At 34.2% G+C, this 17,112-nt stretch carries 15 protein-coding genes; 13 read left to right on the plus strand and 2 right to left on the minus strand.

The features are described from left to right. Positions 1–1,009: dGTP triphosphohydrolase (gene dgt / locus K8V80_RS11900; RefSeq protein ID WP_276778287.1), on the plus strand; the 1,009-nt coding region annotated here is incomplete at its 5' end. A gap of 12 nt (positions 1,010–1,021) precedes the next feature. On the opposite strand, the gene K8V80_RS11905 is transcribed toward dgt, so the two are convergent. Then, entirely contained in the window at positions 1,022–2,017 is a 996-nt protein-coding gene (locus K8V80_RS11905) for a GNAT family N-acetyltransferase (protein WP_006743628.1), read from the minus strand. A gap of 20 nt (positions 2,018–2,037) precedes the next feature. Next, complete coding sequence (locus tag K8V80_RS11910; RefSeq protein WP_006743629.1) at positions 2,038–2,859, minus strand: 1-acyl-sn-glycerol-3-phosphate acyltransferase; 822 nt, start codon at positions 2,857–2,859, stop codon at positions 2,038–2,040. 365 nt (positions 2,860–3,224) lie between these two features. Between K8V80_RS11910 and K8V80_RS11915 the strand changes: the two genes are divergently transcribed. The 12 genes from K8V80_RS11915 to ftsA form a co-directional block, all read left to right on the plus strand. Continuing rightward, on the plus strand, positions 3,225–3,683 hold the full coding sequence (locus K8V80_RS11915) for a division/cell wall cluster transcriptional repressor MraZ (protein ID WP_276778290.1): 459 nt from the start codon (positions 3,225–3,227) through the stop codon (positions 3,681–3,683). Beyond that, the gene (gene rsmH, locus K8V80_RS11920) at positions 3,667–4,584 is read left to right on the plus strand and encodes a 16S rRNA (cytosine(1402)-N(4))-methyltransferase RsmH (RefSeq protein ID WP_276778292.1); all 918 of its coding nucleotides are present in this window, start codon (positions 3,667–3,669) and stop codon (positions 4,582–4,584) included. The genes K8V80_RS11915 and rsmH overlap by 17 nt, the downstream gene beginning before the upstream one ends. A gap of 4 nt (positions 4,585–4,588) precedes the next feature. Beyond that, positions 4,589–4,954, plus strand: a complete 366-nt coding sequence (locus K8V80_RS11925; protein WP_006743632.1) for an FtsL-like putative cell division protein — start codon at positions 4,589–4,591, stop codon at positions 4,952–4,954. Positions 4,955–4,974: 20 nt separating this feature from the next. Beyond that, entirely contained in the window at positions 4,975–7,116 is a 2,142-nt protein-coding gene (locus tag K8V80_RS11930; protein WP_276778294.1) for a penicillin-binding protein, read from the plus strand. 15 nt (positions 7,117–7,131) lie between these two features. Continuing rightward, positions 7,132–8,592, plus strand: a complete 1,461-nt coding sequence (locus K8V80_RS11935) for a UDP-N-acetylmuramoyl-L-alanyl-D-glutamate--2,6-diaminopimelate ligase (RefSeq protein ID WP_276778296.1) — start codon at positions 7,132–7,134, stop codon at positions 8,590–8,592. 26 nt (positions 8,593–8,618) lie between these two features. Next, positions 8,619–9,887, plus strand: a complete 1,269-nt coding sequence (mraY, locus tag K8V80_RS11940) for a phospho-N-acetylmuramoyl-pentapeptide-transferase (protein WP_276778298.1) — start codon at positions 8,619–8,621, stop codon at positions 9,885–9,887. 1 nt (position 9,888) lies between these two features. Beyond that, positions 9,889–11,214, plus strand: coding sequence for a UDP-N-acetylmuramoyl-L-alanine--D-glutamate ligase (murD, locus tag K8V80_RS11945; RefSeq protein ID WP_006743636.1), 1,326 nt, complete (start codon positions 9,889–9,891; stop codon positions 11,212–11,214). 2 nt (positions 11,215–11,216) lie between these two features. Next, complete coding sequence (locus K8V80_RS11950; RefSeq protein WP_006743637.1) at positions 11,217–12,527, plus strand: FtsW/RodA/SpoVE family cell cycle protein; 1,311 nt, start codon at positions 11,217–11,219, stop codon at positions 12,525–12,527. Then, positions 12,524–13,636: an undecaprenyldiphospho-muramoylpentapeptide beta-N-acetylglucosaminyltransferase gene (murG, locus tag K8V80_RS11955; RefSeq protein WP_006743638.1), complete on the plus strand. Its 1,113-nt coding sequence runs from the start codon at positions 12,524–12,526 to the stop codon at positions 13,634–13,636. Before K8V80_RS11950 ends, murG begins: the two co-directional genes overlap by 4 nt. Before the next feature lie 5 nt (positions 13,637–13,641). After that, entirely contained in the window at positions 13,642–15,015 is a 1,374-nt protein-coding gene (murC, locus tag K8V80_RS11960; protein ID WP_276778301.1) for a UDP-N-acetylmuramate--L-alanine ligase, read from the plus strand. A 10-nt stretch (positions 15,016–15,025) separates the two neighbouring features. Beyond that, entirely contained in the window at positions 15,026–15,766 is a 741-nt protein-coding gene (locus K8V80_RS11965; protein ID WP_006743640.1) for a cell division protein FtsQ/DivIB, read from the plus strand. A 6-nt stretch (positions 15,767–15,772) separates the two neighbouring features. Further along, positions 15,773–17,112: cell division protein FtsA (gene ftsA / locus K8V80_RS11970; protein WP_276778303.1), on the plus strand; the 1,340-nt coding region annotated here is incomplete at its 3' end.

The following is a 17,112-nucleotide window of genomic DNA, read 5'->3' on the forward strand; positions in this document are numbered from 1 at the left end:
TTGCTTGGCTCATGACCTAGGAAACCCTCCTTTTGGACATTCAGGAGAACAAGCTATTTCGTCCTATTTTTCTGAAGGAGAAGGAAGTAAAATTAAAAAAGAATTAAATACAGATTTTTGGCAAGATATAATCCATTTTGAAGGGAATGCGAATGCATTACGTTTACTTACGCACCAATTTAATGGCCGAAGAGAAGGAGGGTTTGCCATGACCTATAGCACACTTGCTTCTATAGTCAAATACCCCTACGAATCTTTTATAGCAGGAGATAAATCAAAATTTGGATTTTTCTACAGTGAAAAGGAGAGTTATATCAAAATTGCATCAGAATTAGGAATAATAATCAAGGAAAATGAGCCTAGAAGATACGCTAGACATCCTCTAGTGTATCTTGTAGAAGCAGCTGATGATATTTGTTATCAACTTATGGACATAGAAGATGCACATAAGTTAAGAATACTATCAACAACAGAAACAAAAGAGCTTTTACTCAATTATTTAAATACAAAACAATTGGATAGAGCCAAGCATGTTTTTAATATTGTTTCAGATACCAACGAACAAATAGCCTATCTACGTTCTACAATTATAGGTAACCTAGTTAAAGAATGCACTCATATATTTACTGAAAATGAGGCTACAATTTTAAATGGAAATTTTGAAGGAGATTTGATTTCACACCTTCCAAAAAGATCAAAGAATGCTTATAACTTATGTAAAAAAGTAGCCTATTCTAAGATATACAAGGCAAAGGATGTTGTTGATATCGAATTGGCGGGCTATAAAATCATAAGCACCCTACTCAATCACTATATAAGTGCAATACAAGAGCCCGAAAAAGCTTATTCGAAACTATTAATAAATAGAGTTTCAGGGCAGTATGATATACAATCAGGTGATTTTAATCAGAGAGTACAAGCTGTACTAGATTTTGTTTCTGGAATGACTGATATTTATGCCTTAGATCTTTATAGAAAGATAAATGGACAAAGCTTACCAGCTATTTAAAAGCACAAGACTCTACTCCGAGTCTTGTACAGGATAGAAAACTTTATTCATACCAGAAGTCAGAGTTCCATAGTCGCCATTTCTTTCATCAACAAATGATTGGATATGGCGCATTCTCTTTTCTTCTAAAATTTCATCTACAGCAATTAGAATTCCTGTTTCTTCAACCTCGCCAAAACCATAATTTATAGCCGTTCCAAACATTTTCATGGTTGGACTTAAGCTCATATAAGCATTTACAAGTGGGGGTATATTATATCCTAATTTTCTAACCTCTGCATTCAATATTTTGTAGTCATCTTTAAATGTTTTCTCACAAAACAATTCTGATAATTCAGAAGGATCGCTCTCTAACATTAAAGGTTTTATAGGTAAAATTAAATTCTCTTTATCACCAAAATGTTTACGCAAAAAATAAAGGATCATATCTCTACCATGCTTATGAAAGTTTGGATACATGGTTACTTTCCCAAAAAAGTACTTTACCGTAGGCATAATAACAGTCAAAGCTCCTAAACCATCCCATAAATTGTCTAAAGCAAAAAGGCCTTTCCTCCCCGCCCTAGTTGACTGATACTCCAAAGTCACAAAAGATCTCCCTAACTCAATAGTTGTAGGTAAGTAATCTTTAATGAACTTATCCGAGAATTTAAATAGATGAGATGTTGCTATTTGCGGAATACCATTCTCTATTTCTACATCTGTACCTAGAATATAGCGATAACCACCCAATATCTCTTCACTCTCAGGATCCCATACTAACAATTGCTTATAGGAATTTTCAGAGATATCGAATTCATCAATATCTATAGATTTACCAGTTCCACCACCTGCTGCACGAAAAGCAATTTCTCTTAATCGCCCAATTTCACGCATTGTATTCGGAGAATCTTGGTGAGTAATGACATAGATTTGATTCTGACTTTTATTGGTCATTCTCAATCTTTTCTCTTCAGTTAATTCTGCCTTGATGAGGTCTTTATCTACCGCCTCAATAATCTTTTCCATATGTTACCAGTGGTATTTCTCTATAGTTTATATACAATATCTCTAACGTAAGCTGCCCATTCCTTTGGCGATTTACTTTTATCAAAAGTCTCCCATGGGATAGGCTTACCTATCGTCACCGTAAATGTTTTATGTCTATTCTTAAACATTTCATCTGCAAGATATAACATTGCTATATTAAACTTAATTCCAAGCCATTTACAAACTTTAGATAAGTTATAAAAGAAGTCGGAGTTCCTACCCTCAAAATGAATAGGAACTACATCTCTCTTTGTTTGGACACTCTTAACAATAAATGTCTTCTTCCATTCTAGATCTTGAATTTTGCCATCAATACGTCTAGAGCAAAGGCCAGCAGGAAACATAATTAATTGATTGTCCGACTTAAAACCAGCATCAACCATTTGAGGGAAACTTCTAGCCTGATTACCTGTCTTATTTATAGGAATAAACAAAGGAGCTAATCCTTGCACATTCATTAATAGATCATTCACCAAATACTTTACTTTTCCATCATATTGCTTTCCCAGTATATAGCCTAGAGCAAGTCCATCTTGTCCACCCAAAGGGTGATTAGATACGAATGTATACAATCCATCTTTTGGCAAATTATCTTCTCCTTTAATGACTAAATGCGTATCCAAAAACTCTAGTGAAGCCTCTAAAAAGGGAACTCCATATTTTCCTTTAGCTGTTGTTGATAAAAGTACATTTAGATCATCTTGATGAGTTATTTTTTTTAAATATTGGATTATAAATTTAGGTATAAACCTATAATACTTAGGCATTTTATCCTTAAGTATTTGATCGATATCTAATAAAAATAAATCTTTATCTGCCATGATTTCACAAATGAATAATTAGCACAAATTTAGCTTATCTTTTTAGAACTCTACAACATTTTAAAAAAAATGTACGATACAAGTGTAAACGAAAGTAAATATAAATCATGAATTAAGACAATTATAACCGCTAATATTTTACATTTAATTACTTTGACATTTCCTAAATTAGAGAATAGTCGTTTTTATTTCAAAACTATTTCTAACATTCGTCACTAGTCTTTTCTCTATTTTTTACACTTATCTAAGAGTTTTAATAGAGCATAAAGTATATACTAAAAATATTCAATTAAAAAAGTGGGGAATTGTGGGGAAATATGTAATTTTACATTAAAACTAATAATCACATATAATAAGGTATCAAATTGCATTTTTTTGGGAACATAGAAGCTAAAATAGATAGTAAAGGAAGATTCTTTATTCCTGTACTATTTAGGAAAATACTTCTTGAAAAAGCAGAAGAGAAGATAGTGCTATGCAAAGATCTATATCAACCCTGCTTAGTTTTAACCCCAATGACAGTGTGGAACACAGAATTAAATGAGCTAAAAAGCAAATTAAACAAGTGGAATCCTCAACATCAATTGATATTACGACAATATGTAAGTGATGTCGAAATTTTAAATATAGATACTAATGGCCGTATATTATTACCCAAACGCTATCAAGAATTAGCCAATATAAATAATGATATACGACTCATTGGTATGGATGACAAAATAGAAATCTGGGCTAAAGAACTCACAAATGCACCTTTTATGGATCCAGAGGAATTTAGCGCAAATCTATTTCAAATAATGAATGATAATGACAGACATGAATAATCAACCCTATCATATACCTGTTCTTTTAAACGAAAGTATTAATGGACTAAATATAGATCCTCAGGGAATTTATGTGGATGTAACTTTTGGTGGAGGTGGACACTCCAAAGAAATTTTAAGCCACTTAGCACCTACAGGTCACTTATTCTCGTTTGATCAAGACAAAGATGCTGAGAAAAACAGCTTTCAAGATAGTAGATTTACCTTTGTGAGGTCTAACTTCCGCTATATTAAAAATTTCCTTCAATATTACCATGTTACTGAAGTAAGTGGAATCCTTGCAGATTTAGGTGTTTCCTCACATCACTTTGATGAAAGTGAACGAGGATTTTCTTTCCGATTCGATGCAGACTTGGATATGAGAATGAATACCCGTGCATCTAAAACGGCAGCTGATATAGTGAACAACTATAGCCAAGAACAATTAGCAGATGTTTTCTACCTTTATGGAGAGCTAAAAAACAGTAGAAGGATTGCGTCGAAAATTGTTAAATATAGAGCAGAGAACCCTATTAAAACTATAGCCCAATTCATAGAGGTTATTACACCTCTTTTTGGACCACAAAGACAAAAAAAGGATTTTGCCAAAGTGTTCCAAGCACTAAGGATTGAAGTTAATGAAGAAATGGAAGCTCTACGAGAGATGCTCATATCAGCAATTGGACTTTTAAAACCAGGAGGAAGACTCGCTGTAATTACATACCATTCCCTAGAGGATCGAATGGTGAAAAACTTATTTAAAACTGGAAACATTGAGGGTAAGTTGAATAAAGACTTTTATGGAAAGATTATTTCTCCAATAAAGGCAATTAATAATAAGGTAATTATACCTACAGATCAAGAACAAGAGCTTAATCCACGTTCTCGAAGTGCTAAATTAAGAATAGCTGAAAAACTTTAAGAATATGAAAGATCCAAACCTAAACACCAATACAAACGAAGAGCCAAAATCTGCGAAAAAAAAACTTGGGTTTATCCGTATTTTAAGAGGAGATATATTGGTACAAGAAATAATCTTAAAGAATATTCCATTTATCGTATTACTTGTAGTAATCGCAATCTTTTATGTCAGTAATAGATATCAATATCAACAGTTACTGATTGAAAAGAATAAACTAGAGGTAACTCTAAAAGATTCAAAGTTTAGAGCACTTACACGTACAGCTGATTTAATGGATAAGAGTCGACAATCCAAAATAGAAGAGCATATCACTCGAAAAGGAAGTGAATTAGAAATTCCGACAAATCCACCCTATATTATAAAAAAATAATTACTTATTTAATTTACACCGTGGCTATTAAAAAAAATGACATACTAAATCGATACTTTTTTATTGTTTTACTTCTTGCCCTTTGTGCTGGTGGCATAGTAGTAAAGGCTGGAGTAACTATGTTTTTTGAAAAAGACTATTGGATAGAAGCCAAAAAAAACTACGAAAAAGAGAATGTTATTATACCTGCCACTAGAGGTAAGATTTTTTCAAGTGATGGGAAGTTATTAGCAAGTTCACTTCCTCAATATAGACTATTCATGGATTATAAGTTTAACCATGAAATTAAAGAAAAGGGAATAAAAGATAGTATAACATACATCTGTAAAGGTTTACACAAAATTTTACCAACTCATTCAGAAAGCTTTTTTAGAAATCAACTGATCAAGGGGCTTAATGCTAAAAATAAAAGTGCGCATGCTTCTCTATATCCCTATCGAGTGAGCTATCTTCAATACAAAGATATTACAGAATTACCAGTATTTAATAAAGGTGCCAATAAAAGTGGGCTACATGTTACAGAGTCCAACTACAGAGAAAAACCTTTTGGTACTCTAGCTTCCCGAACTATTGGTAGCTTATACCTTGATATGGCTAAAGGGGCTAAAAATGGTCTCGAGAAATCTTTTGACGATGTATTAAGAGGTAAAGATGGGTTAGGGCATCGAATCAAAGTTAAAAACAAATACCTATCTATACTCGATGAAAAGCCAATTCATGGAGATGATATTATTACCACCCTCAATGTCGATATGCAAGATATTAGTGAAAAAGCACTAGTGGATATGCTCAAAGAAGTAAATGGCGTACTTGGCATTGCAATAGTAATGGAGGTAGAAACAGGAGATATTAAGGCTATTGTGAATATGTCAAGAGGAAGCGATGGCATATACCGCGAAGAAAAGAATAACGCTGTTATCGATTTATTTGAACCTGGCTCTACATTTAAAACTGTTTCTATCTTAACAGCTTTAAATGATGGCAAAATAACAAGAGATTACAAGCAATATTTAGGTGATGGAACCTATAATATGCATGGAAAACTAATAAGAGATTGGAACTGGAGAAATGGTGGTTTCAAGGAGGAACAAAAGTATCAAAATATTGATGAAATTATGATGAACTCATCAAATATTGGTGTGGGAGTAACTATTGAAGAATGTTATGCAACTAATAAACAGCAGTATATTGATGGTATAAGAAAAATGATAGGAATGAAGCTCGACTTACAGTTAGAAGGTGTAGCAGAACCAGTTATAAGAAATACAGATGATCAAGGATTCTCCAAATTATCCTTACCGTGGATGAGTTTTGGCTATGAAACCCTCATTCCCCCTATCAATATGGCTACCTTTTATAATGCAGTCGCTAATAATGGGAAAATGGTTAAACCTAGATTTGTGCAAGCTGTAAGCCGTGATGGATCAATAATAAAAAAATACCCTGTTGAAGTTTTAAACTCTAGTATAGCCTCATCAGGAGCTATAAAAGATATTCAAGAGATACTTGAAAGAGTTGTAAGTGAAGGTACTGGTAAGAGAGCTGGATCAGAACAATTTAAAGTGGCTGGAAAAACAGGTACTGCACAGCTATCTCAAGGATCTGGTGGCTATCAGGGTGGTGGAATGCAACATCTACTGAGTTTTTGTGGGTATTTCCCCGCTGATAAGCCTAAATATACAATATTAGTCAATATTAAATCTGCCCGTGGTGGTGGTGGTGGTGGTGGTAGAGAGTGTGCCATCGTCTTCAACAAAATAGCAGAGAGAATATATGCTATGAATCTAAAGCAATATTATAATGTAACCTCGGCAATAGACTCTATTAACCCCCCTGCTCCTATCGTAAAAAAAGGATTAGCTCAAAAAAGTATATCTATTTTTAAAGAGCTGGGAATTCATTATGATACAGATTCATACAATAAAGAAAACAAATGGAGTTCATTTGATACTCTAGAAAATAAAATTCAAGTAACAGATGCTAATATCTCAACTAAGGTCGTTCCCTCTGTATATGGAATGGGCGCCCGAGACGCAATCTTTGCGTTAGAATCTGTAGGCTTAAATGTAAGAGTTGCAGGTCGTGGCAAGGTATACCGTCAATCGATTCCAAACGGTTCGAATATCAGACCAGGAGCAACCATCACAGTAGAATTACGATAACAAAAACCTTCAATTATGGTAATAGAGAACTTAATCAAAGGAATTGAGACTAAAAAAATAATTGGCCCAGTTCAAAATGACATCATAGATATACAAATCGACTCAAGAGGAGTAAAAAAACAGAGTTTATTTGCTGCCCTAAGAGGAACTCAAGTAGATGGTCATCAATATATAAATCAAGCTATCAAACAAGGTGCTGTAGCTATATTGTGTGAGGATTTACCAGAACAAAAAAACAAGGATATCACTTACATACAAGTACCCCATTCTGAGGCTGCTTTAGGTATTTTAGCTTCTACTTTTTATGACAATCCGTCTTCAAAGCTTAAGCTTGTAGGAGTCACAGGTACAAATGGGAAAACTACTGTTGCAACTATTCTTTACAAGACTTTTAAGAAACTAGGCTATAAGGCTGGCTTATTATCAACAGTATGCAACTATATTGATGATGAAGCTTTAGAAACCACCCATACCACACCTGATGCGGTAACTATCAACAAACTCTTGCATGATATGGTACTCAGAGGATGTGACTATGCTTTTATGGAGGTCAGTTCTCATGCAATTGAACAAAAAAGGATTTCAGGACTAAAGTTCGCTGGTGGAATTTTCACAAACTTAACTCGTGACCATTTAGACTATCATAAAACAATAGCCAATTATATTAAAGCGAAGAAAGAGTTTTTCGACAATCTTCCTAAAAATGCTTTCAGCTTAGTCAATCTAGATGATAAGAATGGTATGGTAATGGTACAAAACACCAAGTCCGCCATCCACACATATTCTCTTAGAAGTTTATGCGATTTTAAAGCTAGAGTCATTGAATCACATTTTAATGGAATGATTCTCGAAATAAACAACACAGATGTAGTAGTGCAGTTTACAGGTAAATTCAATGTTTATAACCTTCTTGCAGTTTACGGAACAGCTTGTTTATTAGGGCAAAAAGCCGATGAAGTTTTAATTGCTATCAGTACACTTAAATCTGTATCAGGAAGATTTGAAACATTACAAGCTCCCAAGGGATATACCGTTATTGTAGATTATGCACATACTCCTGATGCTTTAACAAATGTACTGACCACCATACATGATATTCTTGATGGTAAAGGAAAAGTAATAACAGTTGTAGGAGCTGGAGGGAACAGAGACAAAGGCAAAAGGCCCTTAATGGCAAAAGAGTCCATAAAAAACAGCGATACAGTAATTATAACCTCAGATAACCCTCGTTTTGAAGATCCTCAAGAGATAATAAAAGATATGCTTGATGGTTTAAACACAGAAGAGAAGCAAAATGTATTAACGATTGAAAACCGCAGAGATGCAATTAAGACAGCATGTATGCTAGCAAAAACCAACGACGTTATCCTTATTGCAGGAAAAGGACATGAGACTTATCAAGATATTCAAGGAGTCAAACATCATTTTGACGACAAGGAAGAAGTTCGTAATATTTTTCAAACACAACAAATTTAAGAACAAGATAAAAGAAAGAAAAGACTATGCTATACTACCTATTTGAATGGTTAGAAAAATATAATTTCCCAGGAGCTGGAATGTTTGGTTACACATCATTCCGAGCTATTGCTACAATAATTTTAGCACTACTTATCTCAACGATATTTGGTGACAAGTTTATTGATAGACTAAAACTTAAACAGATTACAGAAATACAAAGAGATGCTAGCATTGATCCTTTTGGTGTCAACAAGACAGGCGTTCCTAGCATGGGTGGTGTAATAATAATAATATCTATTCTTATTCCCTGTTTGCTTTTAGGCAAACTCCATAATACGTATATGATCTTAATGCTTATAACAACTATTTGGTTAGGAGTTATAGGCTTTGCAGATGACTACATCAAGGTTTTCAAAAAGAATAAAGAAGGACTTAGAGGTAAATTTAAGATCTTAGGACAAGTTGGTTTAGGCTTAATTGTAGGATTAACTGTATATCTTAGCCCAGATGCTGTTATTCGTGAAAACATGGAGGTAGAGATGCCTGGGCATGAAACAGAAATAGTTCATACAACCAAGAACATAAAATCAACACAAACAACAATTCCATTTTTCAAAAACAACAATCTAGACTATGCTGATGTAGTAGGCTTCTTTGGACAACATAAACAAAAAGCAGGATGGGTTCTTTTTGTATTAGTTACAATTTTTGTCGTAGCCGCAGTATCTAATGGTGCAAACCTAAATGATGGCATGGATGGAATGGCTGCTGGCAACTCTGCTATAATTGGTGTTGCATTAGGGATTTTAGCCTACCTCGGTAGTCATGCAGAGTTTGCAAGCTACCTAAATATTATGTTTATACCAGGCAGTGAGGAACTGGTAATCTTCATTTGTGCATTTGTAGGAGCATTAATCGGATTTCTATGGTATAATGCCTACCCAGCTCAAGTATTCATGGGAGATACAGGAAGTCTTACAATAGGTGGTATAATTGCCGTATTTGCTATCATTATCCGTAAAGAGTTATTAATACCTATTCTATGTGGAGTGTTTTTAGTAGAAAATCTATCTGTAATTCTTCAAGTCCGCTACTACAAATTAGGAAAGAAAAAAGGCAAGAAACAAAGAATATTTAAAAGGACTCCTATACATGATCATTTTAGGACAACAAAAGCTCAATTAGATCCTGAATGTAGCTATATGTTTACTAAGCCAAAAAATGTATTCCACGAATCCAAAATTACTGTCCGCTTCTGGATTATAACTATCCTCTTAGCAGCAGTAACTATCATTACTTTAAAAATTAGATAAAATGACCAGAAGGATAGTTATTCTAGGAGCAGGAGAAAGTGGCACGGGTGCCGCCATCTTGGCAAAGAGCAAAGGTTTTGAAACTTTTGTTTCAGATTCGTCATCAATAAAAAACAACTACAAAGACGAACTGAACAAATATAATATTGAATGGGAAGAAGGTACTCATTCTATCAACAGAATTCTCAATGCTAATGAGATTATTAAAAGCCCTGGGATTCCAGACACAGCACCCATCATCCAACAAGTTAAAGATAAAGATATACCTGTCATTTCGGAAATAGAGTTTGCTGGTAGATATTCAAATGCAAAAATGATTTGTATTACGGGTTCTAATGGTAAAACCACAACAACTAGCTTACTATACCACATGTTTCATAAAGCAGGAAAAAATGTTGGCTTAGCTGGAAATATAGGGAAGAGTTTAGCAAGACAGGTAGCTGAAGAAAACCATGAGTTTTATATCATTGAACTTAGCTCCTTTCAACTTGATAATATGTACAACTTCAAAGCAGACATTGCTATCCTACTTAATATCACTCCTGATCATCTGGATAGATATGATAATTGCATGGATAAGTATATTGATGCAAAGTTTCGTATTATACAAAATCAAACTGATAAAGATCATTTTATCTATTGGTCAGATGATCCTATACTTAAAGAACAAATAAATCATAGAACTATCCATGCTACAAAGAATCCTTTTAGTGTTGAGCATTCTGACTTCACATACAAATTAGGCAACAAGATAATCCTTGATGGTGGTAACTTAAGCATTGATAAAGAATTTGTTAAATTATCAGGTGTACACAATCTATACAATACAATGGCAGCTATTACAGCTGCGTATTTATCCAAACTCTCTCCTATGGAAATAGAACAAGGACTGAATTCTTTTAATGGAGTAGAGCATAGATTAGAATATGTTGACACGATACATGGGGTTAGGTTTATAAATGATTCAAAAGCCACAAATGTGGACTCTTGTTGGTATGCTTTACAAGCTATGCATAACAGTACCATATTAATTCTTGGAGGAAAAGATAAGGGTAATGATTACAATAAAATTACTCCTCTCATAAAGGAAAAATGTACAGGTCTTGTATTTCTTGGAGCAAATAATACCAAACTACATCAATTTTTTGATGGCTTCAATATTCCCATTGAAGATACTAATAATATGACAGATGCGGTAGTAAAAGCAAAGGGCTTAGCAAAAAGTGGAGACACTGTTCTACTCAGTCCATGTTGTGCATCTTTTGATTTATTTACTAGCTATGAAAACAGAGGGGAGCTATTTAAACAATCTGTTAAATCACTATAATTATGGACCTAATAAAAAAGATATTCAAAGGAGACAAAGTCATATGGGTTATATTCTTTATTCTTTGTGTTGTCTCTATCATTGAAGTGTTTAGTGCAGCAAGTACTCTTACCTATAAATCAGGTGATCATTGGAGTCCTATTATTCAGCACTCTATATTCCTTTTCATAGGATTTATGGTTATGCTAGTAATCATGAATATTGAATATCAGTGGTTCAAACTCATAGGCATATTTCTGACTCCCTTAGCTATGCTTTTATTGGCATGGGTTACTATTCGAGGGTTTATATTTCCCGAACTTAGAACGAATGGTGCCGCTAGATGGACAGAGCTTTTTGGAATTCAATTCCAACCTTCAGAGTTAGCAAAGCTAGGATTAATCTGTTTTATCGCACTGATTCTTTCAAAATATCAAAAAGAGGAGAATACGGATAATAAAGCCTTCAAATATATCGGTATCGTAGCTGGAATTATATGCTTGCTCATTGCAATAGAGAACTTCTCTACTGCCGCGATATTAGGACTTGTAACTTTCATCCTCCTTTTTATTGGACGTGTAAAGATTGTGACTCTTTTGAAAAGCATCGGTATAATACTACTCCTTGTCTTTTCACTTGTCGGTGCAGCTAAACTCATTCCACAAGTAAATTCAATATCAATCTTTCACAGAGCTGAAACCTGGGTTAATCGTGTTGTAGATTATATGGATGAAACTAATGAAAAGCTACCTCCAGCCCAGTACATGAGAGATAATGCACAGAGAGGACATGCTAATATTGCAATAGCAACTAGTGGTCTAGTAGGATTAGGACCAGGAAACTCTGTGCAAAGAGACTTTTTAAGCCAAGCCTTCTCAGACTTTATATATGCAATTATTATTGAGGAATTAGGACTAATACCTGCTGCTATAATTACCTTTTTTTATATTTGCATACTCGTCAGAATAGGGAAAATAGCTCGGACATGCAATAATAGATTTGGAACATTTTTAGTCCTCGGAATAGGACTAATACTTGTTACACAAGCAATGGTCAATATGATGGTAGCTGTCGAGTTACTACCAATAACAGGGCAACCTCTCCCACTAATTAGTAAAGGAGGATCGAGTATGGTCATTAATTGTGCAATGCTAGGAATGGTCTTGAGCGTTAGCTATTATTCACAAAAACAAGCAGAAAATAAAACAGAAGTACAACTTGCTTTAACAGCAAATGGTGCAGGAGAAATTCAACCCGAAGTATTAGCCCAAGGTCCACATTCCGAATTATTAAAAGAAGACGATGGATTCCCCGAAGAAAGGACAAACTTATGAATGAAGACAAACTCAAAATAATTATTAGTGGAGGTGGTACAGGTGGACATATCTTTCCAGCTGTAGCTATTGCCAATGCGATAAAAAAAATCAAACCAGATAGTTCTATTTTATTCATTGGTGCTGAAGATAGAATGGAGATGCAAAGAGTTCCTCAAGCTGGATATGAAATTATTGGACTACCAATTAAAGGCTTTTACCGTAAGCAACTATGGAAAAACATAGAAGTTCTTTGGAAAATATTGAAAAGCCTTTCCAAAGCAAAAAAAGTAATTAAAAACTTCCAACCAGATGTAGTCATTGGAGTCGGAGGATTTGCGAGTGGTCCAACTCTTAAAATGGCAGAACGATTACATATTCCTACTCTTATTCAAGAACAAAACTCCTATGCTGGAGTCACAAATAAACTTCTAGCTAAGGGAGCAAGTAAGATATGTGTTGCTTATCAAGGTATGGACCGTTTTTTTCCTGCTGAAAAAATCATTCTTACTGGTAATCCGGTACGGCAAGATTTACTACAAAGTACTTATTCTAAAGAGGATGCAAAGCGATCTTATAATTTAGACCCCAATAAACCTACTGTACTAATTGTAGGGGGTAGCTTAGGAGCACAATCTATTAATAAATGTCTGCTTAACGCTGTAGAAAAAATGGAGAATAGCAACATTCAGTACATATGGCAAACTGGGAAAATATACATTGATAGAATACGCAAAGCAGTTGAAGGTAAAAGTCTAAAAAACATCATTATTACAGACTTTATATCAGATATGGCTCAAGCTTATGCAGCAGCTGATATGATTGTATCAAGAGCAGGTGCAGGATCAATTTCTGAATTCTGCTTATTAGAAAAGCCTGTATTGTTAGTTCCATCACCTAACGTAGCAGAAGATCATCAAACAAAAAACGCTCTAGCTTTAGTAAATCAAAAGGCTGCATTGTATGTTAAAGATACGGAGTTGAACGAAAAGCTAATGCCAACCATTCATTCAACTATTACCGACAAACACCTGTTACAACAGTTGAGTAATAATATTAAAACATTAGCATTATCTGATTCTGCTAATATTATTGCACACGAAATACTGAAACTAGCAAATAAAGAGTAAAAATTATGAAGATCGAAAATATAAAATCCGTCTATTTTATTGGAGCAGGTGGCATTGGTATGAGTGCTCTTGTTCGATACTTCCTTTCCTTAGGAAAAGCTGTGGCAGGATATGACAGAACTCCGAGTGAACTGACCAAACAACTTATTCACGAAGGAGCAAATATTCATTATAGCGATGATTTGACATTGATACCTGAGATTTTTAAGGTTAAAGAAAATACGCTTGTTGTTTATACACCCGCTGTACCACATACACATTCTGAGCTCACATTCTTCATTCAGCAGGATTATAGTGTTATGAAGAGATCGCAAGTACTAGGTTTAATAACCCGATCAAGTAGAGGACTTTGTGTTGCTGGCACACATGGTAAAACAACCACTTCTACACTGATAGCTCACTTACTACATGAATCTAGTATCGGATGCACAGCATTCCTTGGTGGAATTTCGGAGAATTATAATACAAACTTATTATTAAGTAAAAAAAGCCCATACACTGTTATTGAAGCAGATGAGTTTGACAGATCCTTCCATGCATTGCATCCTTTTATCTCCGTGATAACATCTGCTGATCCAGATCATTTAGATATATACGGAACCCAAGAAGCCTATTTTGAGAGTTTTGAACATTATACATCTTTAATAGACTCAGATGGCATACTAGTGATCAGAAAAGGTCTTAAAATACATCCTAGATTAAAAGAAGGAGTAAAAACTTACACTTATTCCGCTCATGAAGGAGATTTTCATGCTGAAAACATCATTATTGAAAATGGTGAAATATTTATGGATTTTGTAGGTCCTAATGTTAGAATTAACAACATTCAACTAGGTGTTCCCATTAGTATAAATATAGAAAACAGTGTAGCTGCCCTTGCTGTAGCACATTTATGCGCAGCAAAAGACCAAGAACTTAAAAGGGCCATGGGTACTTTCAAAGGAGTCGAAAGAAGATTTGACTTTGTCTTAAAGAATGATAAACATGTACTTATTAATGACTATGCACACCACCCTGCTGAGATTAAACAAAGCATCATTTCTATCAAGGAGTTATATCCAAAAAGGAAACTAACAACTGTTTTTCAACCTCATCTCTACACAAGAACTAAGGACTTTTACAAAGATTTTGCAGAGAGCTTATCTTTATCAGATGAAGTAATTCTACTTGATATCTATCCAGCAAGAGAAGAACCTATTGAAGGAGTTACTAGTATGTTAATTTATAGCAACTTAAGAAACTCTGTAATAAAACATACAGCAACTAAAGAAAATATAGTAAATTTATTATCGACCCTCTCAACTGATATTGTATTAACTCTTGGTGCAGGAGATATAAACCAACTATTACCACAAATAAAAGTAACCTTAGAGAGCTGATTTTTACGCTATGATAAAAAGAATTCTTATATTAATCTTCATGCTAACAGTAGTAAGCTATCTTCTATTGGCAGTAACTGTACTCAATACTCCTAATGCAGAATTGATTTGTACAGATATTGAGCTCTCCATAAAGAATTTGGAACATGGAGATTTTATAACAAAAAATGAAATCCATAGCATACTAAGAAACAAGAAAATCTATCCTGTTGATAAAAAGATAGATGAAATCTCAACAAATGACATAGAAAATGAGTTACAAAAGCATCCTCTTATAGATGAAGTAGAATGTTATAAGACTCCAAGTGGTAAAATAGGGATAGAAATACATCAGAGAATCCCCGTATTAAGGGTGTTTTCTACAAAAGGAGATTTCTTTGTTGATAACAAACGAGAAATTATGCCAGCTAAAACAAAATGTAATGCATACATCGCTGTAGCAACTGGCAATATAACAAAAGAGTTCGCCTCTGGTCCTCTTTATGATTTTGTTATGTATCTTAGCAATAATGAGTTTTGGAACAATCAGATAGAACAAATTCATATTGTTAAGGAGAATGAAGTGGAGCTTATTCCACGCGTAGGTGATCATATTATAGTCATAGGAACATTAACGGACTATAGTGATAAACTAGCCCGACTAAAACTCTTTTACGAGAAAGTACTTAACCAAGTTGGCTGGAATAAGTATCGAAAAATTAATATAGAATTTAGTAACCAGATTATCTGTACTAAAGCAAATTTAAAATAGCAATATATGGCAATGACAGAATTTATAGCAGCAATAGAACTTAGTTCGACAAAAATTTCTGGAATAGCAGGCAAAAAGAATGAAGATGGGACTATGCAAGTCCTTGCCTTTTCTAAGGCAGATGCTACATCGTACATGAAAAAAGGAGTAGTATATAATTTGGATAAAACAGCTCAAGCAATAACAGCTATAGTCAAAGATCTAGAGCAAATGCTAAATAGCAAAATTGCTAAAGTCTATGTAGGTATTGCTGGGCAGTCTATACATACCATTAAGAATGTCATTAATCGTACACTAAAGGAAAGACAACTGATAACACAGGAGCTTGTAGATTCAGTTTGTGATGAGAATATTGATATTCCCAATAATGATATGACCATTTTAGAAGTCGCTCCTCAAGAGTTTAGAATTGGTAACGACTACCAATTGGATCCTGTAGGCGTTGCAAGCGATCACCTAGAAGGTCAGTTTATGAATGTAGTGTGTCGAGATACAGTAAAAAGGAGTCTGGTACATAGTTTTGAAAAAGCGGATATAGAAATAGCAGACTTACTTGTGGCTCCTCTAGCAGCTGCTAGGCTATTGGTGCCCGAATCTGACCGAAGATCAGGATGTATTTTTGTTGACTTTGGAGCAGAAACAACTACGATTGCTATTTTTAAAAATGACTTATTACGTTTTCTTACAGTAATCCCTTTAGGTAGTCATAATATAACCAAAGATTTGACTTCTTTGAAAATAGAAGAATCAAGGGCTGAATACCTCAAGCTAAGAGTTGGAGACCTGAATTACAAAGAATCAGATGATGATGTTGTTGAAACGTTCTTCCTAGATGAAGAAAAGACAAGAGAAGTTCCTTTAATCAAAATTAATGATATCATTAAAGCTAGAGCAGAAGAAATCATTGCGAATGTTTGGAACCAAATTCAAGTATCAGGTTATCATGACAAACTGTTGGCAGGTATGATTATCACTGGAGGAGGCTCAAATCTAAATGGTCTTATCGACTTGATTAAACATATTACGCATATTGAAAGAGTAAAGATTGGCAATCCTACCATTGAAATTGCTCATTCTAAATTAATCAAAGAGTTAAAAGAAAAAGAAGCAAACAATAGTCTTAACACCATATTGGGGCTATTAGCTGCTGGAGATATGAACTGTGCTAAAATAGACAAAGTTGTGGAAGGCACACTTTTCGAAGGTGAAGAAATGATAAAAAAGCAAGAAAAGACTCCTGAAGAAATTAAAGAAGAACTTAGATTGCAACAACAAAAAAAAGAGGAAGAAGAAAAAATTCGCCAAGAAAAGCTGAAAGAACAAAAACTTAGAGAAGAGGAGGAAGA

The sequence above is a fragment of the Bacteroides coprosuis genome (genome assembly GCF_020741705.1).
Classification (GTDB): domain Bacteria; phylum Bacteroidota; class Bacteroidia; order Bacteroidales; family Bacteroidaceae; genus Bacteroides_E; species Bacteroides_E coprosuis.

Coding starts and splice junctions, on each gene's coding strand:
- murD (WP_006743636.1), top strand. CDS start 9,889: ATGACCAGAAGGATAGTTATTCTAGGAGCAGGAGAAAGTGGCACGGGT.
- mraY (WP_276778298.1), top strand. CDS start 8,619: ATGCTATACTACCTATTTGAATGGTTAGAAAAATATAATTTCCCAGGA.
- K8V80_RS11905 (WP_006743628.1), bottom strand. CDS start 2,017: ATGGAAAAGATTATTGAGGCGGTAGATAAAGACCTCATCAAGGCAGAA.
- murC (WP_276778301.1), top strand. CDS start 13,642: ATGAAGATCGAAAATATAAAATCCGTCTATTTTATTGGAGCAGGTGGC.
- murG (WP_006743638.1), top strand. CDS start 12,524: ATGAATGAAGACAAACTCAAAATAATTATTAGTGGAGGTGGTACAGGT.
- K8V80_RS11910 (WP_006743629.1), bottom strand. CDS start 2,859: ATGGCAGATAAAGATTTATTTTTATTAGATATCGATCAAATACTTAAG.
- K8V80_RS11925 (WP_006743632.1), top strand. CDS start 4,589: ATGAAAGATCCAAACCTAAACACCAATACAAACGAAGAGCCAAAATCT.
- K8V80_RS11950 (WP_006743637.1), top strand. CDS start 11,217: ATGGACCTAATAAAAAAGATATTCAAAGGAGACAAAGTCATATGGGTT.
- K8V80_RS11965 (WP_006743640.1), top strand. CDS start 15,026: ATGATAAAAAGAATTCTTATATTAATCTTCATGCTAACAGTAGTAAGC.
- K8V80_RS11935 (WP_276778296.1), top strand. CDS start 7,132: ATGGTAATAGAGAACTTAATCAAAGGAATTGAGACTAAAAAAATAATT.
- rsmH (WP_276778292.1), top strand. CDS start 3,667: ATGACAGACATGAATAATCAACCCTATCATATACCTGTTCTTTTAAAC.